At 63.9% G+C, this 25,234-nt stretch carries 24 protein-coding genes; 8 read left to right on the top strand and 16 right to left on the bottom strand.

The window, feature by feature from the left end; genetic code table 11:
- Positions 1–3: 3 nt before the first annotated feature.
- The 11 genes from ACNA1V_RS07160 to ACNA1V_RS07110 form a co-directional block, all read right to left on the bottom strand.
- Positions 4–1,038, bottom strand: a complete 1,035-nt coding sequence (locus ACNA1V_RS07160; RefSeq protein ID WP_415832902.1) for a type II secretion system F family protein — start codon at positions 1,036–1,038, stop codon at positions 4–6.
- On the bottom strand, positions 1,035–1,883 hold the full coding sequence (locus ACNA1V_RS07155) for a type II secretion system F family protein (protein WP_415832901.1): 849 nt from the start codon (positions 1,881–1,883) through the stop codon (positions 1,035–1,037). Before ACNA1V_RS07155 ends, ACNA1V_RS07160 begins: the two co-directional genes overlap by 4 nt.
- A complete protein-coding gene (locus tag ACNA1V_RS07150; RefSeq protein ID WP_415832900.1) occupies positions 1,880–3,880 on the bottom strand; it encodes an ATPase, T2SS/T4P/T4SS family in 2,001 nt (666 codons plus the stop codon). The genes ACNA1V_RS07155 and ACNA1V_RS07150 overlap by 4 nt, the downstream gene beginning before the upstream one ends.
- Entirely contained in the window at positions 3,864–5,324 is a 1,461-nt protein-coding gene (locus ACNA1V_RS07145; protein WP_415832899.1) for a type II and III secretion system protein family protein, read from the bottom strand. The genes ACNA1V_RS07150 and ACNA1V_RS07145 overlap by 17 nt, the downstream gene beginning before the upstream one ends.
- A complete protein-coding gene (gene cpaB / locus ACNA1V_RS07140; RefSeq protein WP_415832898.1) occupies positions 5,315–6,190 on the bottom strand; it encodes a Flp pilus assembly protein CpaB in 876 nt (291 codons plus the stop codon). Before cpaB ends, ACNA1V_RS07145 begins: the two co-directional genes overlap by 10 nt.
- Positions 6,187–7,128, bottom strand: coding sequence for a hypothetical protein (locus tag ACNA1V_RS07135; protein ID WP_415832897.1), 942 nt, complete (start codon positions 7,126–7,128; stop codon positions 6,187–6,189). Before ACNA1V_RS07135 ends, cpaB begins: the two co-directional genes overlap by 4 nt.
- Positions 7,125–7,835, bottom strand: coding sequence for a hypothetical protein (locus tag ACNA1V_RS07130; RefSeq protein ID WP_415832896.1), 711 nt, complete (start codon positions 7,833–7,835; stop codon positions 7,125–7,127). The genes ACNA1V_RS07135 and ACNA1V_RS07130 overlap by 4 nt, the downstream gene beginning before the upstream one ends.
- Positions 7,832–9,232 carry a hypothetical protein gene (locus ACNA1V_RS07125; protein WP_415832895.1) on the bottom strand — a complete coding sequence of 467 codons (1,401 nt, stop codon included), beginning with the start codon at positions 9,230–9,232 and terminating at the stop codon, positions 7,832–7,834. Before ACNA1V_RS07125 ends, ACNA1V_RS07130 begins: the two co-directional genes overlap by 4 nt.
- The gene (locus ACNA1V_RS07120; RefSeq protein ID WP_415832894.1) at positions 9,232–9,495 is read right to left on the bottom strand and encodes a hypothetical protein; all 264 of its coding nucleotides are present in this window, start codon (positions 9,493–9,495) and stop codon (positions 9,232–9,234) included. Before ACNA1V_RS07120 ends, ACNA1V_RS07125 begins: the two co-directional genes overlap by 1 nt.
- 143 nt (positions 9,496–9,638) lie before the next feature.
- On the bottom strand, positions 9,639–10,337 hold the full coding sequence (locus ACNA1V_RS07115) for a fumarylacetoacetate hydrolase family protein (RefSeq protein ID WP_415832893.1): 699 nt from the start codon (positions 10,335–10,337) through the stop codon (positions 9,639–9,641).
- A 93-nt stretch (positions 10,338–10,430) separates the two neighbouring features.
- Positions 10,431–11,825, bottom strand: coding sequence for an aminotransferase-like domain-containing protein (locus ACNA1V_RS07110; RefSeq protein WP_415832892.1), 1,395 nt, complete (start codon positions 11,823–11,825; stop codon positions 10,431–10,433).
- A 107-nt stretch (positions 11,826–11,932) separates the two neighbouring features.
- Here ACNA1V_RS07110 and ACNA1V_RS07105 point away from each other — a divergent pair, with 107 nt between their 5' ends.
- From ACNA1V_RS07105 to ACNA1V_RS07075, 7 genes are all read left to right on the top strand, one after another.
- Positions 11,933–13,219, top strand: coding sequence for a hydroxymethylglutaryl-CoA reductase, degradative (locus tag ACNA1V_RS07105; protein WP_415832891.1), 1,287 nt, complete (start codon positions 11,933–11,935; stop codon positions 13,217–13,219).
- Positions 13,220–13,221: 2 nt separating this feature from the next.
- The gene (locus ACNA1V_RS07100; RefSeq protein WP_415832890.1) at positions 13,222–14,136 is read left to right on the top strand and encodes a hydroxymethylglutaryl-CoA lyase; all 915 of its coding nucleotides are present in this window, start codon (positions 13,222–13,224) and stop codon (positions 14,134–14,136) included.
- A 111-nt stretch (positions 14,137–14,247) separates the two neighbouring features.
- On the top strand, positions 14,248–15,483 hold the full coding sequence (locus tag ACNA1V_RS07095) for a CaiB/BaiF CoA transferase family protein (protein ID WP_415832889.1): 1,236 nt from the start codon (positions 14,248–14,250) through the stop codon (positions 15,481–15,483).
- Between the two features lie 24 nt (positions 15,484–15,507).
- Positions 15,508–15,963 (top strand): FAS1-like dehydratase domain-containing protein, encoded by a 456-nt coding sequence (locus ACNA1V_RS07090; RefSeq protein ID WP_415832888.1) that lies wholly within the window; start codon positions 15,508–15,510, stop codon positions 15,961–15,963.
- On the top strand, positions 15,960–16,388 hold the full coding sequence (locus tag ACNA1V_RS07085; RefSeq protein WP_415832887.1) for an HTD2 family dehydratase: 429 nt from the start codon (positions 15,960–15,962) through the stop codon (positions 16,386–16,388). Before ACNA1V_RS07090 ends, ACNA1V_RS07085 begins: the two co-directional genes overlap by 4 nt.
- Before the next feature lie 75 nt (positions 16,389–16,463).
- Positions 16,464–16,997 carry a hypothetical protein gene (locus ACNA1V_RS07080; RefSeq protein ID WP_415832886.1) on the top strand — a complete coding sequence of 178 codons (534 nt, stop codon included), beginning with the start codon at positions 16,464–16,466 and terminating at the stop codon, positions 16,995–16,997.
- Positions 16,998–16,999: 2 nt separating this feature from the next.
- The gene (locus tag ACNA1V_RS07075) at positions 17,000–18,382 is read left to right on the top strand and encodes a tripartite tricarboxylate transporter permease (RefSeq protein WP_415832885.1); all 1,383 of its coding nucleotides are present in this window, start codon (positions 17,000–17,002) and stop codon (positions 18,380–18,382) included.
- A gap of 61 nt (positions 18,383–18,443) precedes the next feature.
- Here the strand turns inward: ACNA1V_RS07075 and ACNA1V_RS07070 are convergent, their stop codons facing one another.
- Positions 18,444–19,031 (bottom strand): TetR family transcriptional regulator, encoded by a 588-nt coding sequence (locus tag ACNA1V_RS07070; RefSeq protein WP_415832884.1) that lies wholly within the window; start codon positions 19,029–19,031, stop codon positions 18,444–18,446.
- 389 nt (positions 19,032–19,420) lie between these two features.
- On the opposite strand from ACNA1V_RS07070, the gene ACNA1V_RS07065 reads away from it, so the two are divergent.
- On the top strand, positions 19,421–20,659 hold the full coding sequence (locus ACNA1V_RS07065; RefSeq protein ID WP_415832883.1) for an MFS transporter: 1,239 nt from the start codon (positions 19,421–19,423) through the stop codon (positions 20,657–20,659).
- A gap of 114 nt (positions 20,660–20,773) precedes the next feature.
- Here the strand turns inward: ACNA1V_RS07065 and ppa are convergent, their stop codons facing one another.
- The 4 genes from ppa to ACNA1V_RS07045 all read right to left on the bottom strand — a co-directional run bounded on the left by ppa (position 20,774) and on the right by ACNA1V_RS07045 (position 25,224).
- The gene (ppa, locus tag ACNA1V_RS07060) at positions 20,774–21,313 is read right to left on the bottom strand and encodes an inorganic diphosphatase (RefSeq protein ID WP_415832882.1); all 540 of its coding nucleotides are present in this window, start codon (positions 21,311–21,313) and stop codon (positions 20,774–20,776) included.
- 35 nt (positions 21,314–21,348) lie between these two features.
- Positions 21,349–22,995 carry a heme biosynthesis HemY N-terminal domain-containing protein gene (locus tag ACNA1V_RS07055; RefSeq protein WP_415832880.1) on the bottom strand — a complete coding sequence of 549 codons (1,647 nt, stop codon included), beginning with the start codon at positions 22,993–22,995 and terminating at the stop codon, positions 21,349–21,351.
- 4 nt (positions 22,996–22,999) lie between these two features.
- Positions 23,000–24,364 carry a uroporphyrinogen-III C-methyltransferase gene (locus ACNA1V_RS07050; RefSeq protein WP_415832879.1) on the bottom strand — a complete coding sequence of 455 codons (1,365 nt, stop codon included), beginning with the start codon at positions 24,362–24,364 and terminating at the stop codon, positions 23,000–23,002.
- Positions 24,365–24,429: 65 nt separating this feature from the next.
- Entirely contained in the window at positions 24,430–25,224 is a 795-nt protein-coding gene (locus ACNA1V_RS07045; RefSeq protein WP_415832878.1) for a uroporphyrinogen-III synthase, read from the bottom strand.
- Positions 25,225–25,234: the final 10 nt, after the last annotated feature.

The raw sequence follows: 25,234 nt of genomic DNA, 5'->3' as shown, positions 1-25,234 counted from the left end.
GATTCATCCCGACAACCCTGCTTGCAGATAATGCATGACCGGATAAGCCAGTACCAGAAAGGTGCAGGGAAAAATGCATGTCATCAACGGCAACAGCATTTTCACAGGCGCTTCCATGGCTTGTTTTTCGGCCTGTTGGATCCGTTCATCCTGCAATTGTCTGGCCTGCGCCCGCAGCAAGGGCCCCAACGCCATGCCCAGGCCTTCGGCCTGCGCCAAGGCGGCGGCAAAACGACGCATGGCGGGCAAGCCGGTACGCCGCGCCAGTATCCGGATCGCCTCCACCCTGGGCCGTCCTTGCATGATTTCTGCCCAGGCCTGCGCAAACTCCTGCTGCAAGGCTCCACGTGGCGCATGTCGCGCCATTTGCTGCAAAGCGCCATTGAAATGCTGCCCGCCGGCCAGGCACAGCGCCAACATTTCCAGCACCAAAGGCAACTCCGCCGCCATCTGGCGACGCCGCTCGCGTGCCCTGGCTCGCAAACTAACGCCCGGGGCATGCCAACCCGCCAGTCCCCCGCCCAGCATCATCCCCGCTGCCGTCGGAAAGAAGCGGCCCGATAGCAGGCCGGCCTCATTGCCGAACCCCGGACTCGATAGACACCATATCACCAGCCCCGACATCAAGGCTGCCATCAGCCCCAGCAAGCACTGGGCTGTTCGCAACACCAAAGGCTCCAGCCCTCGCGCCAGCCCGGCTTCCTGCAACAATTCAGCCAGGCGCTGCTGCGCCCGCCAACCCAGCCATGGCCGTGCACACCAGGAAAAACGCTGCAGCACAGGTAGCGCAAAGCGCCAGACCCAGGGCATGGGCAGGCTTGTGCTGGCGACAACCGGCTCCGCTCTGTTAACCCTGTCGCCCTGCTGCCACTGGGATACGGCCATGCCAACCGCCAGGGCGATACCAACCATGCACAGCCAGAGCCAGATGCCGCCGCGGCTGGCATCCGAGACATCCTGAGTATCCGGGATGCCGGGCTCCACGATATGCAGCACAACAGCGTACCAACCGGTATGCATGACACCCACGGCATTCATGGCCGGATACTCACGATCCGCCGGATAAACCAGAATCCGATGGCCAGCAGTAGCGCCAGTATGCCCAGCAACAGCCAACCTGAGGGGGTATGCCACAAACCATGCATGGCTTGTGGCTCCAGCCACTGCAAGCTTGCCAGCAGGACGAGCGGCAGCGCCCCCATGATCCAGGCCTGCAACACGCCCTGCGATGTCATGGCACGCAAACGCCGCTGCGTCCGCAACCGTGCCTCGACCGTATCGGCCAAGCCCTGCAAGGCATCCGCCAGATTGCCGCCGGACTGCGCCGCAATGCCCAGCACGGCCACGACCAGCGCCAGTTCCGGGGTCGGCACGCGCTGGTACAGATTCGCCAGCGCCTGCTCAAAACTCACGCCCATGCGTTGCTCGCGCAGCAGCAAGCCAAACTCCTGCCGTGTCGGCGGCTCGGTTTCCAGTACCACGGCGCGCAAGGCACCCGGCAGGCTGGCGCCGCCCCGCAAGGCCCAGGCCAGGCCCAACAGCAACTCCGGCAATTGCGCCGTCAATTGCCGTCTGCGCCGTTGCCAGCCCCAACGCAGCAGGCCACGCGGCAGGACCAGCAAAGCTGCGCTCAAACCGCCGCACACCCACCATGAACCTGTCCATGCATACGCCGCCAACCCGGCTGCCCATGCCGCCAGCAACGCCCCCAGCCAGAATCGTGACAAATCCATGGCCAGGAAAAAAGCATCCATCCGGTATCGCGCTCCAGCCGTGAACGCTGCACGGTAGTGGCGCAGCCAATCCGCCATGCCTTGTCGCAGCCCCAAAGCCAATGCGGCCGCTGCAACAGCGACTGCCACGATGATCCATCCCCGCATCATGGCACGGCTCCGCGGCCTCCGGCAGCTTCCTGCCAGGACAAGCGCTCGACGGCCTGCGCAGCCAGGGCCGGCAAGGCGTCAGCACCGTCGCCTGACCACGCAGCAACACGGTCCGGTCCACCAAAAGGGGTGGCATCGAAACTCAGGCCCTGGCTGCGCCAGGTCTCGAAAAACGTTGGCGCATTCTCACCATGCCGATGGCGGCCCAGACGCCTGTCGAACTGGAACAGCGGCAAGGTCTGCAGACACTGGCTTTCCACTCCGCACAACTCCGTGACCTCCGACACAACACGGCGTCCGTCCGGCAAACGCACCAACTGAACCAGCAAATCCACACTAGCAGCAATCTGTTCACGTACTGCGGCCAGCGGCAATGACATGCCTGCCATCAATACCATGGTCTCCAGCCGCGCCAGCGCATCACGCGGCGAGTTGGCGTGCAGCGTCGTCAAGGAACCTTCATGTCCGGTATTCATGGCCGCCAGCATGTCCAAGGCCTCGGGCCCCCGGCACTCGCCAACGATGATGCGGTCGGGCCGCATGCGCAAGGCATTGCGCACCAGTTCCCGAATCGTGATCGCGCCCTTACCTTCCTGGTTGGGCGGCCGCGCTTCAAGCACAACACGATGCGCATGCAACAGCCGCAGTTCTGCCGCATCCTCTATCGTGATTACCCGCTCGTGCGCTGCAATGCAGTGCGACAAAGCATTGAGCAAAGTGGTTTTCCCTGAGCCCGTTCCGCCCGATACGATGATATTGCGGCGCAAGCGCACACACTGCGCCAGAAACGATGCCATGGCGCCATCCAGCGCCCCCCATTGCGTCAGTTCCGGCAACCCGGGCCGATGCACGGGAAAACGCCGAATGGTCAGACTCGGTCCGCGCACGGCAACAGGGCGAATGACGGCATGAACCCGGGAGCCATCCGGCAGACGCGCGTCCGCCAGCGGCATATTTTCATCCAGCCTGCGCCCTACCGGCGCAACCATGCGTTCCATCACGGCCATCAAGGCGGCTTCGCTGCTGAACGCCGCCGGATGGCGCAGCAGACGGCCCTGGCGCTCGACATAAATTTCATTGTGGCCATTGACCATAATCTCGGTAATGCCCTCTTCCGCCAGCAAAGGCTGCAAGGGGCCATAGCCCAAGGCCTCATCCAGCACCCGTTCCAGCAGCGCCTGGCGGGCAGCCCCCTCGGCCGGCCAGCCCGCCTCGGACGCCCCTTCCTGCGCTGACAGGTCACCCGCCCTGCCGTTTCTGTCCAGCCAGGCGGAGAGTACTTCACGCGCCTGGCTGCGCAGAGCTGCATCGTTCATATCTTCGACATTGCGGCGCCGCAGATCCAGCTCCTGCAGCAGTACGGCATGCAAGCGACGAACCAGCAGGGTATCGGCTACCGGCCATCCCCCCGCCACATCGGCACCTGCTGTGTCTTGCCCATCCAGCAGGTTCGCCTCCCCGTCAGCCAATTGCGGCGAGCCCTGCCCTGGCTGCGCGGGCAGTGCCGCCAATCCAGTGACCGACAACGGATCTGCCTGGAAATCCGGGCCGGGCTCCAGACGGATGCGAGAGGCAGGAGGACGATCTGTCGGAGTCCCAGGATCAGCCCCCATCAGAGGCAACCGCGCAGCCAACCGCGCCGCACTGCCCTCTCCCGGCACGGTATCGTTTTTCGGAAGCAGGGGTGTCACCCGCCGCACCATCAGCCGGCAGGGGCCAATGACCACAATATCTTCGGGCTGCAGGGGGCCATAGCGCGCCACGCGGCGCTGATTGACCCAGGTGCCATGCCAGGAGCCCAGGTCTTCCAGCAACAAATCCCCGGCATGCGCACTCAGTCTGGCGTGCGTTCTGGCGATCCGCCAGGAGCGCAAACGCAAGCTGCATTGCTCGTCACGGCCGATCAATACCGGCAGTGCCAGCAAATGGCGCTCCACTGCTGCGCCTTCCTGCGTGATTTCGATTTCCACCATTGCTGGCTCACTCATCAAAGTCATAGACATTGCCTGCAGCGGCAGCGGCTGCCTCGGCCTCCCATTGCGACCCGGCACCGGCATAGGGATCCCAACGCCGACCTTCCGGCACATCCGGCAGGATGGGCACATTGATGGCAGGCCCATCCGGGAAGGCCGCTTCGACGGCCTGCCGGGCGGCATGTGCCCGGCGCTGCAGCCCCGGATCGTCCTGCGACACCACCACCGGCGTGACCAGAATCGCCAGCTCCGTCTCACGCTGCTGGAACCGCCGCGAGCCGAACAGCGCGCCGATAATGGGCAGGCTGCCCAAACCGGGCAACGCATCCCGGTCACGCAACTGCTCACGCGAGATAAAACCACCCAACACCAGGGTCTGCCCGGAACGCACGTTGAATTCCGTCGCGGCGCGCCGTGTCTTCATGGCAGGCCCGCCATTGGCCGACACGCTGGCGTCCACGGCGCTGACCTCTACTTCGATGCGCGAACGGACAGCGCCATTGCGCTCCACCCTGGGCGTAATGGCGAGAGAAACGCCATAGGGTTTGAAAATCGTGGTCGAGTTGCCATTGGCATCGACGGTCACGTAAGGCACCTCACCACCGGCCAGAAAACTCGCCGTTGCGCCGCTGCGCGCCAGCAGCTGAGGCTGCGCCAGCATGACGGCATCGCCCTGCTGGGCCAAGGCATGAATGCGCGACGCCAGCATGGCATTCAAGCCGAAATAGGATTGCGCCGAACGCACCGGCATGGGCAGGTCCAGCGGCAGCTCCGTCCCTGGCCGCGCAGCCAGGGCGGCACCGCTTGCCATATCCCACGCCACGCCACCGACGAACCCGCCCTGGGTACTGCCGTCCCAGCGTATGCCGTACTCCAGCAGCTCGGATCGCGGCACTTCAATGACCTGCACATCCAGCAGAACCATGCGGTCCCAGCCGACCTGCCCGGTAAAATCCAGCAAATCCGGATAGCGCTGCACCAAGGCGCTGATACGTTCCTGATCCGCGTCAGACAGGTCCTCGCCTTCGATCAGCATGCGATCCCCGACACGGCTGCTGCGAGCATTCGGAATGCGCGCCAGCAAAGCAGCAACTTCCTGCTGCATGCGCTGCGCCCCCGATACGCCCACTTCAATCTCATAGGCCTGGCGAACGCCGGCGCGGGTCCACACATGCAAGGTGGTCAGGCCCTGGCGGCGTGCGAATATCAGGACTTCCCGGCCATCCGCAGCGACCGCTTGAACCACGCCGCCGTCTCCGACCGCCACCCGGCCCAGATCCGGCACATCCAGCACATGCGTCTGTCCGGCCTCCAGGCGCAAGACGATGCGGGCGGCGCCGGTATCGCTGCCCGCTGCCACCACGGCACTCTGCACGCAGACCATGCCTAAACCTGCCAGCCGGTTGGCCAGCAGCAGCCAGCCGGCTGCTCTGCCCTGCTTTGCGTCACGATGCGGCTTCACTCCCATTCTCCCGTTTCCTGGGCATTGAGCGGTGGGACGTGCATGGTCTGGCGGTTGCCATAGAGCACCACCGGCTCGGGTGGCACCGGCGAGGGCGCCACGCCCAGTAATTGATCCAACGACACACTACGGCGCAACTGCCCTGCTCCACTGTCTCCCGTCGCCCGCAGGATCGCCACCATTTCCCCCTCCTGGCGGGCTGCCAGCAACAGCAAGGCATCCTCCTGGGAAACATCGAGCGTGACGGTTCGATACGCTCGGGCGCCGCCTTCGCTGCCCGGCACCCCCTCCATTTCCGCACCGGTAGCCAAAACCACGACATCCTGCAGCAATGAGGTCGTCGCCCGGCGTCCCTGTCTTGGCATGGCCACAAACAGGTCGATCCGGTCGCCCGGCTGAACCAGACCGGATTGCGTACTGGCCTGGGTAACCGTAATCGTCAAGGCGCGCCGTCCGGGCGCCAGGCGCTCGGACAAGCGCGCAGGCTGTGGTTCCGCCAGATGCATTTCCGTCAGGACTTCCCCGGCCAGCAAGCCCCAGCGCAGACGCTTGCCAGCCACCCGGGCGGCATCCCCCGCACGCAACCCATGGCTGCCCGCCCAATCGGCAGGCACGTGGCGCAAGGCCAGCTGTGTCAGATGCAGGCTCATGCCAGCATCCAGGCGCTGGCCGGCCACCAGCCGTTCCACCATGACGCCCTGCCCTGCCAGGCGCAGCGCTTCGGTCTGCTCATCGAGGTAACGCTGTGCCGCCCAAGCTGCACCAGCCGCTGCCGACAAGGCCAGCAGCCATACCCGTAGTGCGCGCCAGCGCTCCCACGCCGTCGCCACGCGGGCCGAGATTGTCAAAAATGGCGCGGAAAAATGGCTCATGGTTCAGTACGCTCGTCCAGGCGCCATACCGCCGTTCCCTGAGCGGACGACAAGATGGACAACTGCAAACGACGCCCATCCGGATGCCAGGCCGTCACCTGGGCGCGCGGATGGCCTGCCCCCGTGGCTGCCGCAGCCATTGCGCCCGCCACTGCCGTGTCCGGTGCAACGGCAGGCGCACCGCCATCCCCGATAGATACCCAGCCCTCGGCGGCCAGCTGGTACGTCCAGGCCTGCCAGACGGCCAAGGGCGATTCCTGATGCAGGGTCAGGCGCTGATTCACGTCATGGCCGGCATCCGTGTCTGCACTTTCCAGCAAAACATTTCCTGCCGCCCACACATTCGTGTCGATGGCCGCCGGTGCTGCCGGGAATGCCCCTGCCAAGCTCGGCACAGCACCATCGGTTTGCCCTTTGCGCCTGCCACACTCCTGCAGCGTCAATACCGACAGGCTGCCGGCTGTTCCGCCGCCTTCTGCCGCTGCCAGACCCAATACCCAGTGCCTGCCTGTTTCGTACCAATGCAAACGCAAGGTATCAGGCTCCAGCAGCAACGCCGGCCGCGTCTGCAAGGCCAGGGACAAACGCCGGGCCAGCGCCCCCGGGGCTTCGGCACTGGTAAAAAGTACGGCATCCAGCGGGCAGCCCTGCCAGCGAACCCCGTGCAAGACCTGTTGCCAGCGCACGCCAGCCGGCCATGGAAAATCAACAGGATTTCGCCTGCCCATTCCTCCCGCTCTTGTCGTCTCCTCGACCGTGACTACCCTGGGGGCCTGCAGCATGGCCTCCGGCAGATTGGCCGAGACATTCACTGGCAAGGCCAGCGCGGATGCCCCCAACCCGCCCAGTATCAGGCACAGGCTTGCCTGCCTCAGAAACGGCCTTGCCTGTGTTGCACTGCCGTGCCACGGCAAGCAGAAACGCCACCCGTGTCTCATTGCACGCTCCCGGCCTGCAGGCGTTCAGGCACGGCACCCGCCCAGGTCTCCAGCCAGGCAGCAACATCATGCCCGGGCCGCCAAGGCGCATCCACGCGACGCATCTGGCGATCCAGCTGCGCCGCGTGCTCCATAGTGCCCTGTGCGGCAGAGCGCCAGGCTTTGGTCGCCGCAGCAATACGCTGCTGGACCGCAGCATCCCCCGCTCCTCCTGCGCTGCCATTCCCCTTGCCACCCAGCAATACCAAAGCGGCAGGCAGCGTCATCGACATCGGCGCCACAGACAGCCCGGGGGGAGGCAGCGGCGCTGGCAAGCGGGTTTGTGCCGACCACAACCCGGCCTGCGCGCCGAAGTCATGGCGCAGGGCCCAGGCGTGCGTCTCAAGCCCTGCGACCTGCAATCGTTCCGGCACGGAAGTGGCAGGCGTCAATACCCCTGGCTCTTCCAGGCCATCAGCCCCTGCCTGCCCCTGCCCAATCGTCGCCACCGTTGCCGCCGCAGCAGGCATGCCGGCCGCCAGCTGGAACACCGTCCGCCTGGCTTCCAGCCCGGCCTGGGCTGACAGCCGCTGCATTTGTCCCAGCCACTCTCCGGCCTGCCAGAGCAACAACACCATTGCGCCCACAAGCAAGCACTCCAGCAAAGCCTGCCCCGCCTGCAAATGCAGGTCAGACCGGATACGGCAGCACTCTGGCAACGGCGTCATGGCTGCGCTCCCTGGTGCAATGCTGCGGCGTTCCCCGGCGCCAAACGCGCCTGCCAGTACGGCAGATAGAGATTGGCCGCCTCCAGTGCGACGCCATGCTTGCCGTGCGGTCTGACGTATTCCACTGCGGCGGCGCTCTGCACCTGCAGCCAGTCTTCTGCTTGCAACGCCTGGAAGCGCCAATCACCCGCCAACGCAACCCGGCTGGCAGCGTTCGCGGTCTGCAAGGTATGGGCTGGCACGGCCAGACCAATCGAAAATTGCAAGCGGCCTGCCTGAATGGCAACATCTGGCGTCAGCCCCCGGCTACGCAAGGCAAGCGGCGCCGCTGCCGCATAGGAAGTCGCCAGCGGATTGTCCTGCCTGCCCAGCAAGGGCCAATTCGTCTTGTCTTGCAACCAGCGCCAGAATGCTTCATCGCCGAAATGGCTGGGCGCCCCCTGCGTATGCATCGCCCCCGGCCGTGCGCCGGCCGGCGCGGCCCAGGCCCAGCCCATGGGATACGGACGGAAGTAGCAGCCTACCCAGCGATTACGGCGCAGCGCCTTGAATGACAAGGTATCCAGCGCCTGCCACCGTCCATCGGCATCCAGCGTGGTCGTGCCGCGACGGCGCAGCTCATGCCGCAAATGCGGGCAATAGGGTGATACCAGATAATGATTGCGCGCTGTCTCATTGCGCGGAGCCAGGAAAGGCGTATTGCGTATCTGCTGCGTCAGCCAGGCATGCCCTCCCTGCCCGACCTCTGCACGCTGGCTGCCGATCGCGCCCGGCAGGGTGTCGGCATACAGACTCAACCTCGCATGATCCCGCGCCAGGCTGCCCGCCAGGCCTGAGTAATCTCCGTGCAGATTCTGTTGCATGACCCAGGTCATGACAGCCTGGCGCGTCTCGGCGATGCGGGACAGCGTTTGCCCGCGCACTTGCTCAAGCACATCATGAATCAGGCTGTCGTGCCGCGCATAAGCGGCAGCCCAGCCCTCGCTCTGCGCGCCGGCAAGCAGCGTACCGGCTGCCCGGTAGGCGGTGCCATAGCGCGGCCCGAACAGGCTGGCGATCAGGAACGCCGGCGGATTCCCCCTGGCCTGCTGCTCCGCCTGGCGGCTGCCGAAATCCGCCCAGGCGGCCAGCGTTGCGACATGCCCCATGGCAATCTGATGCGCCAGCTGCGTGCGGCTGATCCAGGCCGCCAGATTCAGGCTGCGCGCCTGAGACAAGGCACCGCTATATGCCACCACATCTGCCACATGGGCCAGCCGTGTCCGGGCATTGGCCACCTGGCGCAGCCCATAGCCATGCGTCCAGGCCAGTGCCAGTACCGCCAGCAGCAGAACACCCAATGGCAAGGCCTGGCCACGGGACCGCCGATGTGCCGGCAGCAAGCGGGCCGGCAGCATTACTGCCCCGCCTGCCCGGCATTGCCGGTAAAGGATTTCAAGGAACGTGCGGCAGCTTGCGCCGCGGCGCTGTCAGCCGCCTGTTGCGCGGCAGCCGATTCGCTGGAGCCATCCTCGCCCGCCAGCTCCCGGGCCATGGCGGCAGTCTGTGAGCGGATGACTTGCCCGAACAACTGATAAACGGCAATGGCCGCCACCGCAACCAGCGCAACGATAATCACGTACTCGGTCATGGCCTGGCCGAGCTGCCTGAACTTGGGCATATCCATCCTCCTGTAGATGACAGGAGGATTCTGTTCCGACTCGAACCGCCAGCCTAGGCGGAGTTTCCGACTGGCGGTTCCTACCCATGCCGGCCCGGCGGCGGGCAGGCTGACCGGCGCTGCCAGCGCTCAGCCGGCAGAGATCAGATGACGCGGACTTCCAGGTCTGCCAGGCCGTCCACATGACCCAGCAGATGATCGCCACGCTCAACCCGGCCCACCCCTTCCGGCGTACCGGTGAAAATCAGGTCGCCGGCTTCCAGCGTGAAATAACGCGACAGAAAAGCAATGGTTTCAGCCGGCGTCCAGATGCGTTGCGACAGGTCACCCGATTGACGGCGCTGTCCGTTCACATCCAGCCAGATGGCCCCTTGCTCCAGATCGCCAACGACACTGCGACGGTGCAGCGAACCGACGGTAGCACTATGTTCGAACGTCTTGCCCAGCTCCCAGGGGCGGCCGACCTCCTTGGCCTGCGATTGCAGGTCGCGCCGCGTCATATCCAGGCCCAGGGCATATCCCCAGACATGGTCCAGCGCCTGTTCTGCGGGAATATCGCGCCCGCCGCGCCCCAGGGCCAGCACCAATTCGATTTCATGATCGACGTGACGGCTTTGCGGCGGATAAACCATTTCCCCCACGCTGCCCGCCGGAACCGCCAGCAAGGCGTCGCCAGGCTTACAGAAGAAGAAGGGATCCTCCCGGCCGGTGAAACCCATTTCACGGGCATGCGCCGCATAATTGCGGCCCACGCAGTAAATCCGGCGCACCGGGAAACGCCCCGCTTCCCCCACGACGGGCAAAGTCGGTACGGCCGGCGGCGCGATCACATAATCAACCATATTTTTTCTCCCAAAACACCTATTCTATTGAACCCGGTGCCGCGCCAGCAGTTGCGGTACCGGCAGTTGCGACAAGACACCCCATCAATCAGCTTACCCCAGCCTGGCAGCCTGTACCGCATGACGTATGCTGGCGGCGAAGGCCGGGTCGTCCAGGTAGCCGACATTGAGTCTTGTCCAAGGTTGCGGCATGCTCCGATCGACAAAGAAAATCGGCCCCGGCGCCAACACGACGCCTTGCTTCAAACAATGGGCCGTCAGCTGATTGGCGTCCTCCAGCATCGGAAAACGTGCCCATAGATACAGGCTTTGCTCCGGCCGGCAGAATACTTCCGCCCCCAGCCGGTCCAGGGTTTCCAGGCCGCGCCGGGTCGCCTGCCGCAAGCGCGTCTGCAATCGCTGCGCCTGACGCGGGAACTCGCCGCTGGTCAACAGGGCATCCAGCACTCTTTCCGCGTATTCCGAACCGGTGGTATGCACCAGCATTTTGATGTCCGCCAGTTCTTCGATACGTTCCTGGCTGCCAGCCAGATAACCGACCCGCAAAGCGGCGGAGACCGATTTGGAAAATGTGCCGACATAAAGCGTGTTGCGCAGCTGATCCAGCGCGGCCAAGCGCACCGCAGACGCCGGCTTGTAGTCAGCCATCGCATCGTTTTCCACGACCAGCACACCGTACTTGGCGGCAATGCGCAGAATCTGTTCTGCGCGCGCCCGTGAAATGTCCGAACCCGTAGGGTTGTGCGCCGTCGTCTGCACGAAAAACACTTTGGGACGATGCTGGCGCGCCAGATGTTCCAGCACGCCCAGATCCGGCCCATCCGGCTGGCGCGGCACGCCCAGCATGCGTGCGCCGTGCATCAGCAATTTGCCGAAAAGCGGGTAGTAGCCCGGGTCATCCACCAAGACCGGATCACCCGGCTTGAGATAGCGCCGGATGATGATGTCCAGTGCATGATTGGCGCCAAAGGTGGTCAACATCTGGCGTGGCGTGCACTGAATGCCGTGATCGGCCAGGCGTCTTGCCAGGCGCTGGCGCAGGCCCATATTGCCCAGCCGCGAGCCGTACCGGTACAAGGTCAGGCCTGCGTCACGGATGACCTGCCGGTGGTAGCGGTCCAGCCGCAGGCCGGACAGCCAGGCGACAGGCGGAAACCCTTCGCCCAGATGAGAGTGCCCAGGGTCGCGCACGAATTGCTGGCGCATCATCCAGATGGTGTCCAAGGCCCGGTCATAGGGCTGCAGATCATTGTCATCCCCTGTGGCCGGCACCCGCTCGCACACAAAGAAACCTTTGCCGTGCCGGGCTTCTACCAAGCCTTGGGAGGCCAGCATTTCATAGGCGGTCACCACCGTATTTTTCGAATGCCCGTGCAGCTTCATCGACTGCCGCAGCGACGGTAGCCGATCGCCGGTTTTCAACAGCCCTTCGTGAATCTGGCGGGTGATTTCCGCAGCGATCTGCTCGGTCAGTGTCGGTTTTGCCATGGGGGTTTACCAAGGGTCTGGAAGTGGACTGTCTGCCCCCAACTGTACCTTTTTTATGGTGACAGTGACAGGTAGTATGAATTCCACAATTAACCAGGAAGAGACAAATGCCCCTCGATTCACGCCTGAAACACTTCCGCGACCTGAGCCCTGCCGCCCGCGTCGAGCATATCGCCCAACTCGTCGGCCTCTCGCCCCAGGACGCCGCCCTGCTGACTGAAGCCGGCGCGCTGCCCCTGGATATTGCCGACGGTATGATCGAAAACGTGCTGGGCAAATTTGAATTGCCCTATGCCATCGCTTCCAACTTCCAGATCAATGGACATGACGTCCTGGTTCCGCTGGTGGTAGAGGAACCCTCCATTGTTGCCGCGGCCTCCTTCATGGCGAAGCTGGCACGCCCAGGCGGGGGTTTCCTGACCTCCAGCAGCGCGCCCTTGATGCGAGCGCAAATCCAGCTGACCGGCATCCGCGATCCGCAAGGCGCGCGCCATTCACTGCTGCGCGTACGGGACGAGATCCTGGCGCTGGCCAACAGCCGCGATGCCCTGTTGCAGAAACTGGGCGGCGGCTGCCGGGATATCGAGATCCATACCTTCGACAGCAGCCCGGTCGGCCCCATGGTCGTTCTGCATCTGATTGTCGATGTGCGTGACGCCATGGGCGCCAACACCGTCAATACCATGGCCGAAGCCGTCGCCCCGCTGGTGGAAAAAACCACCGGCGGCAAAGTCCGCCTGCGTATTCTCTCCAACCTGGCCGATTTGCGTTTGGCCCGTGCCCAGGCCCGATTCGCACCCGAGGTGTTTGAAAACGAGCACTACCGTGGCACCGAGGTGATCGACGGCATCATCGAGGCATACACCTTCGCCGCCATCGACCCATATCGCGCCGCCACCCATAACAAGGGCATCATGAACGGCATCGACCCGCTGGTCGTCGCCACCGGCAACGACTGGCGTGCCATTGAAGCCGGCGCACACGCCTATGCTGCCCGCCAGGGCCATTATGGTTCGCTCACCACCTGGGAAAAGGACAACCAAGGCCATCTGGTCGGCACCATAGAAATGCCCATGGCGCTGGGGCTGGTGGGCGGCGCCACCAAAACGCACCCGCTGGCGCAGCTGTCGCTGCGTATCCTGGGCGTCACCAGCGCCCAGGCGCTTGCGGAAATCGCCGTGGCCGTGGGGCTGGCGCAGAACCTCGGCGCTTTGCGCGCGCTAGCCACCGAAGGCATTCAACGTGGCCACATGGCCTTGCACGCCCGCAATATCGCCATGCTGGCAGGCGCGACGGGCGAGGAAATCGGGCAGGTGGTCAATGCCATGGTGCAGGCCAGGGATGTACGGGCAGACCGCGCCAGCGTCCTGCTTGCCGAGCTGCGCGGGAAATGAGCATGTCCCAGGTACGCATTGTCGAAGTCGGCCCACGCGACGGCCTGCAGAACGAAACCCGCACCTTGCCGCCCGCGATCCGCGCCCAGCTGGTGCAACGGCTGGCACAGGCCGGCCTGCGCCATATCGAAGCCGGCGCATTCGTTTCGCCTCGCTGGGTTCCCCAGATGGCCGGCAGCGATGAAGTGCTGTGGTTGCTGCCGGCACTGCCTGGCGTGCGCTACAGCGCATTGGTACCCAATGAGCAGGGCATGCGCAGCGCCCTGGCCTGCGGCTATCAGGAAGTCGCCGTGTTCGCCGCGGCGTCGGAGACCTTTTCGCAACGCAATACCAATTGTTCGATAGACGAAAGCCTGACTCGTTTCGCGCCTGTCGCCGCCCTGGCCCGCGAACATGGCGTCCGGCTGCGCGGCTATATCTCCTGCGTGGTGGCGTGCCCCTATGAAGGGGCCACGGCTCCCGGGCAGGTAGCCGACCTTTGCCTGAAACTGCAGCAACTGGGCTGCGACGAAATCAGCCTGGGGGATACCACTGGCGCCGGTACGCCCCGCCAGATTCGCCAGCTGATTGCCGCCTGTGCCGCACAGGTGCCATCCGCCATGCTGGCCGGCCATTTCCACGATACCTACGGCATGGCCGTGGCGAATGTGCTGGCCGCCCTGGAAGCTGGCCTCACCATTTTCGATGCGTCGGTTTCCGGCCTGGGCGGTTGCCCGTATTCACCCGGCGCCAGCGGCAACCTGGCCACGGAGGACCTGGTGTACCTGCTTGAGGGGCTGGGCCTGCCCACCGGCATCGACCTGGAGCGCCTGATCGACGCTGGCGCCTGGATAGACACCGTGCTTGAACGCCAGACCGCCAGCCGGGTCGCCCGGGCCCGGCTGGCCGCGCGAGCCGCTTGCGCGACACGCCCCTGAAGGACGCCCCGCAGCACCGAAAGAGCGGCAGACCGGCCGGGCCGGCGCATTTAACAGGACAATAGTGCCCGCCAGAACCTGGCTGACACAGAAAAATTGGAGACACCGATCATGCAGACCCCACTTCCCCTTCCTTCCAGCGCCCCGCAGCCAGGCGCCCTGGGCGGCATCATCATCCTGGATCTGACCCGCGTCGTGGCCGGACCCTACTGCGCCATGATCCTGGCGGACATGGGTGCCACCGCCATCAAGATCGAGCATCCCAAGGACCCCGACCTGACGCGCGAATTCCCGCCCTTCCGCGAGCACGCCGATACTGCCGCCAGCGGTTTTTTTGCCCAGTACAACCGCAACAAGCTGGCTGTCAGCCTGGACCTCAAACACCCCGAAGGCAAGGCGCTGTTTCTCGATATGGTGGCCCAGGCCCATGTCGTGATCGAGAATTTCCGACCCGGCACCATGGAACGTCTGGGGCTGGGTTATGAGGTACTGAAAGCCCGCAACCCTGCCATCGTTTATGCCGCCATCAGCGGCTTCGGCCAAACCGGCCCGAACAGCCGCCGGCCGGCCTATGACAGCACCGCACAAGCGGCAGGCGGCCTGTGGTCGATGAACGGCCTGGAAGAAGAGCCCATGCGCGTCGGCACCGTGCTTGGCGACCTCTCCGCCGGCATGTTCGCAGCCATCGGCATCCTGGCGGCGCTGCGCCAGGCCGAACAAAGCGGCCAAGGCCAGATGGTGGATGTCTCGCAACAGGACTCCATCGTGGCGCTCACGGAAAATGCTGTCGTTACCTACACCGAAACCGGCAAGGTCACGCTACCCGCCGGCAATGGCCACCCGTTCGTCAAACCTTACGGGCGCTACCGCTGCAAGGACGGCTATGTCTTTTTCGGCGCCTATACCGATAAGTTCTGGCAGGAAGCCTGCCGCACCTTTGGCGACACCGAACTGGAACAGGATCCGGAAGTCGCCACCATGGCGCAGCGCTTCCAGCAGGACATCTACGAGCGCAAGGTTGATCCCGCCGTGCGACGCTGGTGCGGCCGCCACACCAAGGCCGAGCTGGAAGCCATGGCGGGCGACCGCTTTCCCCTGACCCCCATCAAGGGAATCGACGAAGTGGTCGCGGATCCGCATCTGCTTGCGCGCGACATGCTGGTTCCTGTGAATTACCAGAATGCGACCTTTTCGGTCTTTGGCAACCCCATCAAGCTGTCCGGAGGCACTCGCGAGCATGGCGCCAGCGCGCCGACCATCGCCCAGCACAACCCGTCGGTTTACCTCGACTGGCTGGGACTGACGCAAGCGCGTTATGACAGTCTGCGCCAGCAAGGCGTGCTTTGAAAACCCGCGCCCAGGAGAACCGTCATGGGATTGCTCAGCCCTGATATCACCCGCCACATCGGCGCCAGTCTGCCGCCCTTCCGCTTTGAGGTCAGCCGCAACGACATCCGCAAATATGCGATTGCCACGGGACAGCGCAACCCCCGGTTCCTGTCCGGCGACGAAGCACCGCTGCTGTTTTTATTCAGCGCCATGATTCCACTCACGCCGCTGGATCAGCTGCGGCCCGATGGCCATCACCCGGACAATCCCCTGATTCCGGCATTGCCGCTGAAACGCATCATGGCTGGCGGCAGCGAGTTCGAGGTGCTGGGCCGCATCCGGGGCGGCGAAACCCTGATTGTCCGGCAGCGGATCCTGGACATCCATGAGAAATCCGGCGCCAGCGGGCCGCTGATTTTCCTGGTGCTGGAAAACCGTTTTGAACGCGAGGACGGCTCGCCTGTAGTGATAGAAAAACTCACGAGGATCGCAAGATGAACGCTTTTTCCCTGGCTAGCGCCACACCGGGACAAACGCTGCCGCCCCGCGACTACCGCGTCGGCACCGTGCAGCTGTTCCTTTATAACGCCGCCATCTGGAATGCCCACCGCATCCATTACGACGCTCCCTACGCGCTGGAGACCGAACAGCATCCAGCCCTGGTCGTCGATGGCCCCTTGCAGGGCGACTGGCTCACGCAACTGATCTATGAGGTCATGGGTAGCGACGATGAGCTGATTGCCTTTGACTACCAGAACCGCCTGGCCGCCTACCTGGACGAAGTGCTGACCTGCAGCGGTAGCGTCACCCGGGTCGAGCACGACCGGGTCACGTTTGCCTTGCAGGTCAGCCGTGCGGATGGCCGCGCCACCACGATTGCCCACGCCACGGTGCGCCGCGCGCCCCGTTCCCCCAACCCCTGACTGCGCCAGGAGACGCCACACCCAGACCCATGTAGTCCGTGTCTCATACCGAAAAAAACAGATGGAGAAGACAAGGTGCAATATTCCACAACCCACCATGCCCCGCCGCTCGCGCTGCGCAGCGGCCTGGCCTCAGAACAAACCTACAACCTGTTTGAAGTCTGGGGCGATACGATTGATGCGCGCCACCTCGCCAGCGCCATCGCCATCGGTGCCGCAATCAGCCTGGGCGCCTACGTCCTGACACGCTGGGCCCTGCATCTCATCATTGACGATGCGCATATGGTCCACGCCTATTCGATGCTGGGCGGGATCATCGGCTGCCTGGCTGGCGGCGTCGTCAGTGCCATGTTGTTCAAACCCAAGCGTACTGTCGTCGAAGAACTGGTCGATGAGCAGTTCCGCCAGGCCGTGCTGGCCGATCTGGTCAAGCAATACGGCCATATCGGGCATATCGAAGACCTCTCGCCCGAAGTGGCCGACGAACTGCGCGAACTGGGCCTGTATGACATGTTCGCCCAGGCGCACACCGAACATCGGGAACCGCAGGCACCGCACGGACAGCCGTTCGCTGACACCAATGCGCCTGCTGGCGCCAAGAGGGGCTGAACATGGATCCGCTATTTGCCGAAATCCTCAATGCGCTGGCCTTTGGCCTGCTGGGTGCCGTGCTGTTTTCCGCCATCGGCCTGGTCTCCGGCACCGATGAAACCACCACCCTGGCACCACTGACCATGCTGGTCGTGCTGCTGGGTGCGCCACCCGCGTCCATTCTCAGTTTCTTCATTGCCGGCGCGGTTGCCAAGCACATGACCCACGCCGTCCCGACAGCACTGCTGGGCATTCCCGGCGACACCTCGGCCGTGGCGCTGATCGGTGACGCCAACCAGTTGCGCCGCCTGGGGGTCCCGCATATTGCCCTGCGCAAAATGCTGTCTGGCGGTGCGCTCTCCGCATTGATCGCCGTCCCTGTTTCCATCGCCTTCGCCGTGGTCCTGGCCCCGTTCGGGGAAGCAATCAAACAGTTTGCTCCCTGGGTCTTCCTGTGCGCTGCCTTGCTGATCGCATTTTTCTCAGCAGGCCGCTGGGCTGCCATGCTGGCGCTCGTACCATTCGTCTTGCTGATCGTCGCCCTGCAGAATCTCACGCTCAAATACGGCGTCAAACTGTCCGTCAGCTACTTCCTTGGCATCGCCGTGGCGCCGCTCATCGCCTCGCTGTTCACCCTGCTATCCCCCCAGGCGCGGGAAAACATGCGGCGCAGTGAGTTCCGGGTGTTTTCACTGGCCCCGGACATGAAGGCCTGGAAAGGCTACTTTCCCAATCCCCTGAAAATCATGAGCCGCCGCCAAACCCGGGTCACTGCCGCTGCAGCAACGATATCCAGCGCAACCTTCGTGTTCAGCCCCGTTGCCATGGCCGTCGTCCTGGGTGAAATCATTGGTGGCCGCATCAAGCATGCCTATGAACGCGTCACGACCGTCATCACCGCACGCAACGGCATCTCCGAATCCACCTATATTGCTGAAGCGCTGATCCCCCTGATCGCCTTCGGCCTGCCGCTCAGCCCGGTGGCGGCCGGCCCTGCCGCGCCCTTGTTCAATGCCCCGCCGCGCTTTTCCGTCGATGCCGGCTCCGGAGAAATCCACAACCTCCACAATCTGCTCAGCATTTCCGAATTCTTCGGTTTCACGCTGATGGCTGTCATCGTGGCCTTGCTCGTGGCCTACCCCTTCGCCATGAACTACGCCCACCGGGCGGCGACCTTCGTCGCACGCAAGGTCAGCCACGAAGCCGTGATTGCAACCTTTATTGGGTTGGTTCTGGTGATAGGCATTTGGGAGGGTGGCCTGCTGGGGTTGCTGGTCATTCTGTCGGTCGGCATGCTGGGAGGCTTTCTGGAACGCATCGTCAGCTTCAATATCGGCGTGCAATTCATGGGCTACTACACCGCCGTGCTTTCCGTGCCGGCCATTCTGGCCACTTTCGCCTGAGTCGCAAGCTCCGCCCCGCATGCAGACATGCCGGGCGGAGTTTTGATCCCAGTTCCTGGCGTCAGGGCGCCATTGCCAGACGCCGGGCCGCCTCGACGACGGACGCCCGCCGCCGCGCGTGTTCCGCAGCATCGTCGCCGCCCGTGAACATACGCGCCAACTGCGGTACCGCCGACCACCATCCTGCCAAAGACAGAATCAGAAAGGCCAGGTGATCTGGCGCCAGCGCGCTGGTCAGCGCACCGTGCCGCTGCCCAGCGGCGATCGCCTCGATCTTGTAGCCATAGTGTTCACGCCGCAGTGCCTCATCCGGTACGGCCCCGTCAAAAACCAGGCCTTCCCACCGCATCAGCCGGCTCAGTTCAGGATGCTCCCGGTGGTAGTCATACGCCCGGCCTGCGTATTCACCCACATCCTGCACGGAGAACGAGGCAAGCGGCAATGCCTGCGCTACGCGGGCCAATTCGTTGCGCAGCACGGCGCTGAACAATTCATGCTTGCCGCCAAAATAGTTGTAAACGCGTTCCTTGTTGACCCCCGCCAGCTTGGCGATCTTCTCGACCGTGGTGCCATCGGGCCCGAAGCGGGAAAACTCCGCCACGGCAGCTTCCAGAATCTTGCGTTTCGTCCCTTCCGTATCCCAGGCCATCGTCCCTATCCTGTCATTGCATGTCCCGACTTGGGCCGGTGTGTGCACGCTTGTGTTCGCGGGAGCATCATACTAGAATCAACTCCAACGTTTTAGTTGGATAACTAACTGATGGATCACTTGATGATCGCTTGATCACCGATCCGATCCCCTGATCGCAAGGCCTGCACGGACGCTGATACGATGACATTCCCCATGCTGAATTACGGGTATGCTCCTGGCATTTCCCTGGCCATCACCCAACATTTTGGCCATTTCGACGTCCCCGCCAGACGCCGCAGAAAGCTTTTGGACACGGCAGGCCCGGCGGCAGGTGCACGCCGTCATCTTCAATCGCAAGGTTACCGTGCCGGACATGGTGTTTCATGAATAAGCAGGAATCGAGCCCTATGCCTCAACGTTCCGGTACACATGCTCCCAGCGGGACGGACCGCCTATCGGCTGAAACACAAGACACTTACGATGCCTCTACCGGAGGCGTTATTTTGCTGCTGGTCGTCGTCGCGTTATTCGTCTTGACGCAGCTCTACCTGGCGATTCCTCTATTTTCCTACGTCGGACAAGACTTCCATGCGGCAGAAGCGGCGGTTTCCCTCGCGCTGGCCACAAGTTTCAGTCTGTCCTACGCAGGCGGCTTCCTTGTCTGGGGGCCGGTGTCGGATCAATACGGCAGGCGGCCGGTCATGCTGGCTGGCCTGCTTGTGCTGGCACTTGCAACATGCGCCAGTGCCTTCGCACCTAGCTTGCCCTGGCTGGCGGGCCTGCGCGTCGTTCAAGGATTGGCCGCTGCCTGCTTTGCACCAATCGCCCTGGCCTGGCTGGCCGAAGCCATGCCGCCACAGCGACGCGCCATGGCGATCGGCGCCATGTCCACCGCCTTTCTCGTCGCCGGTATTTTCGGACAGGTCCTGGCGGCCTGGGTCGCATTGCACTGGAATTGGAACTGGGTATTCCTGACAACCGGCATCTGCCTGGCAATCTCGGTGCCGCTGGTCGCCAGAATGGTTCAAGACCCACCTCGCTCCCAGATTTCCGGCCATCTCGGGCATCGCTTTGTCGCGCTGGGAAGCGTCGCCATGAAACCGGCGGCCCTGTTGCTGTCGCTGGCGAATATCACGCTGCTGCTTTCCTTCGTGGCGATGTACACGGCCCTGGGCCCGCAACTGAGCCTGCTGGGCCTGGATGCAGGCAAAGTCATCATGCTGCGCCTGATCGGGCTGCCCGGCATGTTCGCGGCCTTGTTGATCGGGCCCTTGGCAGCACGCCTGGGCATGCGCGGCCTTGCCGTTGCCGGCTTCCTGCTGGCCGCAGCCGGCCTGACGCTGGAAGCCGTGCTATCCCATTCCCTGAGCGGCATTGCCATCGGCAGCCTGATTTTCGTCACCGGCGTGGCGCTGGCCGTCCCCGCCATGATCACGCAATTCGGCCTACTGGCGGCGCCCAACCGCGCCGCAGGCATGGCAATCAATGGTTTCGTGCTGTTTGTCGGCGCCAGCATCGGGCCGCTGATCGCCGCCCATATTCCCGACTTTCCCTGGCTGCTGGGAGGGCTGGCCGCAGCGATGGCACTGGCTGCGTTCAGCGTCGCAGGCAGTGCTGCCGGCACCTCGAAACCCCGTGGCACCTAGCCCCTGGCTCTCGGCCAGACAAAAAAAGCCAGTGCTGGCCCAGAGCCTGCACTGGCTTTTTCCTGACCTGAGCCGCCATCCCGGGATGGCGCTCAAGCGCTCACGTACCGGGCATCAGCCCTTGGCCGTTTCCTGATAGCGGCGCACGCTGTCTTCGATTTCCTTGCGGGCGGCATCCGCACCTTCCCAGCCTTGCACCTTGACCCACTTGCCCTTCTCCAGGTCTTTGTAGTGCTCGAAGAAATGCTTGATGCGGGCCAGATCTTCTTCCGGCAGGTCTTCCGGCTTTTCGATATGGCGGTACGGCGGATACAGCTTGGTGACCGGCACGGCCAGCAGCTTGGCGTCACCACCACTTTCGTCATCCATCTTCAGCACGCCAATGGCGCGGCAACGCACCACCGAGCCAATCTGCACCGGGAAAGGCGTGATCACCAGGACATCCGCAGGGTCGCCATCCTCCGACAGCGTCTGGGGGATGTACCCGTAGTTGCAGGGATAGTGCATGGCCGCCAGCATGAAGCGGTCCACAAACACGGCACCCGATTCCTTATCGACTTCATACTTGACCGGATCGGCATTGGCCGGGATTTCGATGATGACATTGAAGTCTTCCGGCAGGTTCTTGCCGGCGGCGACACGATCTAAGCTCATTGACCAACCTTGTTTATCAGTAGGAATTGAAAAAATCAGGAATGCTTCTCTTGCTGCGGCGACGCGGCAGCCTTGTCCTGCGCATCGGCGACAGCGGCGCCGTCTGCATCCTGAACAGGATAGGGCAAGGGCGCACTGTCAAAATACTCGTCAAACTCGTCATGCCCGGCCACAGCATCGGCAGGCGGTGCATCAGCCGGTGCCGAATCACGCAGCGCCGCCCGCGCTTCGGCGCTGACATCCGCCACGACTGCGCTGGCGGCCTCGACGGGCGGCACGACCATCGCATCGGCTTCCAGCTCATCAGGCAGGTCAAGCCCCGGCACCGTCACGGCATCGGCTTCGATTTCATCGAGCACGACAGCGACCGGAGCAGCGGCGGCGACCGCAGGATAACGCCCGAGGGAGCCGAACGAATCATCCGCATCGCGAATCTTGGGGTCCGCCTGCGTTTCCGCTGGCGGCAGGAAAGATTTCCGCTGCAGTTCCGGCAGTCGGCCCAGATGCGCCTTGCTGGCCAGACGCCAATGACGCAAGGCCTCATCGTTCTTGCCCAGGCGATCATACAAGCTGCCCAGCAGAACATGAGTACGCGGATCGTTCTTCAGTTGCACACTGCGTACCAGGTAACGCTCGGCCGGCCCCCACAGCTGGCCCTCCAGGCACAGGGTACCCAGCGCACGCAGCAGCTCAGGCTGATCGGCATTGCGCTGCAGCCATTTTTCCGCTTTTTCCAGGCGGCGCGGCACCTGATCGGCGTCGCACTGGGCGTAGGCTTCAATCAAGCGCGCATCGAAACTGTCGTTGATGGCCGCTTCCAGAATCTTGCCGGCGTCATCAGGGTGTCCGGCCTCATCGAAACAGTAAGCACCCGCCAAGGCCACTTCAGGCAGCAAGCGCTCATCAGACTTGAGATCCTTCCAGACCTTGCGCCACTCTTCGCCCTGGGCCCCACGCAAGCGGGCTGCTGCCGTCGTACCCAGAATCGTGCGCGCTTCTGCTTCATCCAGCACACCGCGCCGAGACAACGCGCGCGCCAGGGCAAAAGACTCCTCGTTATGCCCCAGCGCATGATGCGCGCGCAGAAACAAGCGTTGCGCATGCAGATGGCGCGACGCAGTTTCCTGCAGCGGCGCCAGGCGCGCCAGCGCTTCCGCCGGCTTGCCTTGATTGAGCTGCATATCGGCGCCAACCAGCATCACGGCCTGCGCCAGGGAATCATCCCCGGCAGCTTGCTCGCTGGCCGAAGCAAGCAAGCTATCACGGCGCTCGAACTCTCCCAATGCATCGGCGGCACGTGCGGCGGACAAGGCCGCCAGCACCTTGCGGCGTTGGGGACGAGCTTGATCCAGCAGCGCCGTCAGCGACTTTTCAGCCTGCGCATAACGCCCTTCCAGCAAGGTAATCCAGCCCTGCTCCAGCAATTCCATATCGCGCTTTTGCACACGGCGCTGACGCCAGCCCCGCAAGCGTTCCGGAATGGCCAGTGCCCAGGAAATCAGGCGCAGCAGAATATAGAGCAGCACAAAAGCCAGCAATACCACGGCCACTGCACGCGCCAGGGTCAGCTGCACCCGCCACTCGGGCAGGAGGATCAGCACATCGCCCTCATAGCGCCGCAGCAACACCGCGACAGTCACGGCCAATACCAGCAACAGCAGAGTTTTAAACCAGGTGGCCATTGCGTCACTCCTCCTGCAGGCCAGCCGCGTTACGCGTCTCCGCCCGCAGGCTTTCCAGCGCAGCCAGGCTGGCATCCAGACTGGGCAGCGGCTGGGCCACATTGGTTGCCAGCAGCTCATCCAGGCTACGCAAGGCAGCCACGGCATCCGGGGAACGCCCGTCGTAGAAATCCGACACGATGCCGCGCACGGCCTCGATCTCACCCTTCCAGACATCGGCCTGGCGCATCATCAACGCCAGCTGTGCCGTCAACAGGCGGGTACGCACACCATTGCGCAGGTAAGCGCCCTGTTCCGGCGACAAACGGAGCGCGTCCGGATTGCCGACTCGCTGGACACTGACGAAACCGCGCAGTTCCTGACCGACCGCGTCAGTCACATCACCTGCCCAATCGCTGACCGCAGCCTGCCAGCGTGTCCACCAGGCCGCATCTGCAGGCAAGGCGGCGCGGTCGCTATGACGTGCGACCGGCGCTGCTTCCTCATTGGCCTGCAAGGGACGGGGTGCGGCTTCGTCCGGTACCATCAGCGGCGCGGTTGCCAGCAAGGCCTGCAAACGATGCAGACGCGCGGCAATGGCGGTGACATCGACCACCGGTACGGCGCGCAAACGCTCCAGATCCGTATCCAGCGCCGCCTTCAGCGCCTGGAAACGCGGCCGGTCGGTATCCGCCAGTCGGGCGCTGGCCGTTTCCAAGGCCACAACCGCATTGCTGACGCTACCTGCCAGGCGCAACTGCTGGTCCGCGATTTCAAGCGCACGGGCCACATCATCCAACAGGTAATGATCATCCGTGCCGTTGTTGAAGCGCTGCCAGGCCTGCTCCAACGCCAGGTACTGGCTGCGGGCTTCTTGCAGGGCAGCATCATTGGCGCGCACCTTGGCATCCTGCGTCCGCGCCAGGGCCAGGGCTTCCTGAGCGTCGCGGCGGGTGCCCGCCAGCTCACGCTCCAGGTTCTCCAGCCGGGTCGCCACTTCACGGCCGGCGCTATCAAAATCCTGACTTTGCTGCCATGCGCCATACCCCAGTGCCAGCACCACCAGCACCAGAATCAAGGCCAGCAGCCATCCCAGCGAAAAGCCGCTGCGCTTGCCACGGCCCGGCTCGTTCGCATGGCCCTTGCCACCCTCGGCAGGCGGCGGCCCGCCGGCAGCACGCCCTTTATTGGCGGCCTCCGCCGCAGCAGCAGCTTTGCCACTGCCCGTCTCTGCCTTGCCAGACGTCGGCCCGGCCTTGCCGGCCTCCGTGGCCGGCGCGACAGATGCCACAACCGCGTCTGCCTGCGCAGCAGATGAGTCCGCTGCGCGCTTTTCCGGTACAGAGGGCTGCGTCACCGACGCATCATGGTTGATTGTTTCTTTAGTCATGGTGCGATTGTAATCCCAGAGCCAGCTGCTACCGACGTCAGCGCATCGTCGGTTCTTTCGCAGGATCAGTCCAATTCTGTGCGTAGCGCCAAAAAAGCTCGCTGGATCATGGCGTCGAGCGGCAAACAGATTTTTACCATTGCCTGCGGGACGGCGCCAGTCGCTTCACGAGTAAGCATGGCTGCCAATCGCTCATGGGTCACGATATGCGCGCTGCTGCGCCACCATGGCAAGAGGCCTGCCAGCTGCACCTGCGCCCGGACAGCGGCCAGGCCCTCGCCGCTGGTGGACAGCCAGAACGCTTTTTGCCCACGAGCGGCTGCCAAGCGCATGAAATCACGCTGCGCCTCGCTCCAGGGTGCCGGCTCGCGCCGATAGGCCGCATAACTCTGCACCTGCGCCCCCCGCTCCCGCAAACGCTCAGCCAACCAGTCACGCCCCTGCCCGGCGCGCACCAGCAAGACACGCTGCGGCTGCAGGCCCTGGGCATCCATAGCTGCCAATAAATGTTCGGAATCGTGGCTGGGCGCATCAACCGCTGGCGCGATGCGCCAAGAGGCTGGCGCTGCCGGCCCGGCCATCGGCTCATCCCAGGCCGCCGCCGTTGCCGGCCCTACCGCTGCCGCCCAGACGCCCTCAGGCCAGCTATGTCGCCCTTGGGCGGCACACAAACGCCGGAACGCGCGTACGGCCGCGCCGCTCACGAACACCAGCAAATCAAAATCGGCGAGGTCAGGTACCGCCATGTCGCCAACGGCCGTATCCACTATCGCCAATGCAGGCAGGATCGCAAGCTCAAACCCCTGCCCGGCCAAACCGCAGGCCAAGGCTTCATTGCGGCCCTGTGGTCGGGTCAACACGGCCAGCGGC

Source organism: Kerstersia similis (assembly GCF_965139615.1).
GTDB classification, from domain to species: Bacteria; Pseudomonadota; Gammaproteobacteria; order Burkholderiales; family Burkholderiaceae_B; genus Kerstersia; species Kerstersia similis.
Note: the sequence above shows the minus strand (reverse complement) of the source record. Positions and strands in the feature narration are given on the sequence as shown.

What these genes read in the sequence shown, in the direction of transcription:
- ACNA1V_RS07095 (WP_415832889.1), top strand. Translation starts at nt 14,248, where the DNA reads ATGCAGACCCCACTTCCCCTTCCTTCCAGCGCCCCGCAGCCAGGCGCC.
- ACNA1V_RS07155 (WP_415832901.1), bottom strand. Translation starts at nt 1,883, where the DNA reads ATGATGCGGGGATGGATCATCGTGGCAGTCGCTGTTGCAGCGGCCGCA.
- ACNA1V_RS07125 (WP_415832895.1), bottom strand. Translation starts at nt 9,232, where the DNA reads ATGCTGCCGGCCCGCTTGCTGCCGGCACATCGGCGGTCCCGTGGCCAG.
- ACNA1V_RS07145 (WP_415832899.1), bottom strand. Translation starts at nt 5,324, where the DNA reads ATGGGAGTGAAGCCGCATCGTGACGCAAAGCAGGGCAGAGCAGCCGGC.
- ppa (WP_415832882.1), bottom strand. Translation starts at nt 21,313, where the DNA reads ATGAGCTTAGATCGTGTCGCCGCCGGCAAGAACCTGCCGGAAGACTTC.
- ACNA1V_RS07130 (WP_415832896.1), bottom strand. Translation starts at nt 7,835, where the DNA reads ATGACGCCGTTGCCAGAGTGCTGCCGTATCCGGTCTGACCTGCATTTG.
- ACNA1V_RS07075 (WP_415832885.1), top strand. Translation starts at nt 17,000, where the DNA reads ATGGATCCGCTATTTGCCGAAATCCTCAATGCGCTGGCCTTTGGCCTG.
- ACNA1V_RS07070 (WP_415832884.1), bottom strand. Translation starts at nt 19,031, where the DNA reads ATGGCCTGGGATACGGAAGGGACGAAACGCAAGATTCTGGAAGCTGCC.
- ACNA1V_RS07110 (WP_415832892.1), bottom strand. Translation starts at nt 11,825, where the DNA reads ATGGCAAAACCGACACTGACCGAGCAGATCGCTGCGGAAATCACCCGC.
- ACNA1V_RS07160 (WP_415832902.1), bottom strand. Translation starts at nt 1,038, where the DNA reads ATGAATGCCGTGGGTGTCATGCATACCGGTTGGTACGCTGTTGTGCTG.
- ACNA1V_RS07090 (WP_415832888.1), top strand. Translation starts at nt 15,508, where the DNA reads ATGGGATTGCTCAGCCCTGATATCACCCGCCACATCGGCGCCAGTCTG.
- ACNA1V_RS07065 (WP_415832883.1), top strand. Translation starts at nt 19,421, where the DNA reads ATGCCTCAACGTTCCGGTACACATGCTCCCAGCGGGACGGACCGCCTA.
- ACNA1V_RS07055 (WP_415832880.1), bottom strand. Translation starts at nt 22,995, where the DNA reads ATGGCCACCTGGTTTAAAACTCTGCTGTTGCTGGTATTGGCCGTGACT.
- ACNA1V_RS07085 (WP_415832887.1), top strand. Translation starts at nt 15,960, where the DNA reads ATGAACGCTTTTTCCCTGGCTAGCGCCACACCGGGACAAACGCTGCCG.
- ACNA1V_RS07150 (WP_415832900.1), bottom strand. Translation starts at nt 3,880, where the DNA reads ATGACTTTGATGAGTGAGCCAGCAATGGTGGAAATCGAAATCACGCAG.
- cpaB (WP_415832898.1), bottom strand. Translation starts at nt 6,190, where the DNA reads ATGAGCCATTTTTCCGCGCCATTTTTGACAATCTCGGCCCGCGTGGCG.
- ACNA1V_RS07100 (WP_415832890.1), top strand. Translation starts at nt 13,222, where the DNA reads ATGTCCCAGGTACGCATTGTCGAAGTCGGCCCACGCGACGGCCTGCAG.
- ACNA1V_RS07120 (WP_415832894.1), bottom strand. Translation starts at nt 9,495, where the DNA reads ATGCCCAAGTTCAGGCAGCTCGGCCAGGCCATGACCGAGTACGTGATT.
- ACNA1V_RS07105 (WP_415832891.1), top strand. Translation starts at nt 11,933, where the DNA reads ATGCCCCTCGATTCACGCCTGAAACACTTCCGCGACCTGAGCCCTGCC.
- ACNA1V_RS07135 (WP_415832897.1), bottom strand. Translation starts at nt 7,128, where the DNA reads ATGAGACACGGGTGGCGTTTCTGCTTGCCGTGGCACGGCAGTGCAACA.
- ACNA1V_RS07050 (WP_415832879.1), bottom strand. Translation starts at nt 24,364, where the DNA reads ATGACTAAAGAAACAATCAACCATGATGCGTCGGTGACGCAGCCCTCT.
- ACNA1V_RS07115 (WP_415832893.1), bottom strand. Translation starts at nt 10,337, where the DNA reads ATGGTTGATTATGTGATCGCGCCGCCGGCCGTACCGACTTTGCCCGTC.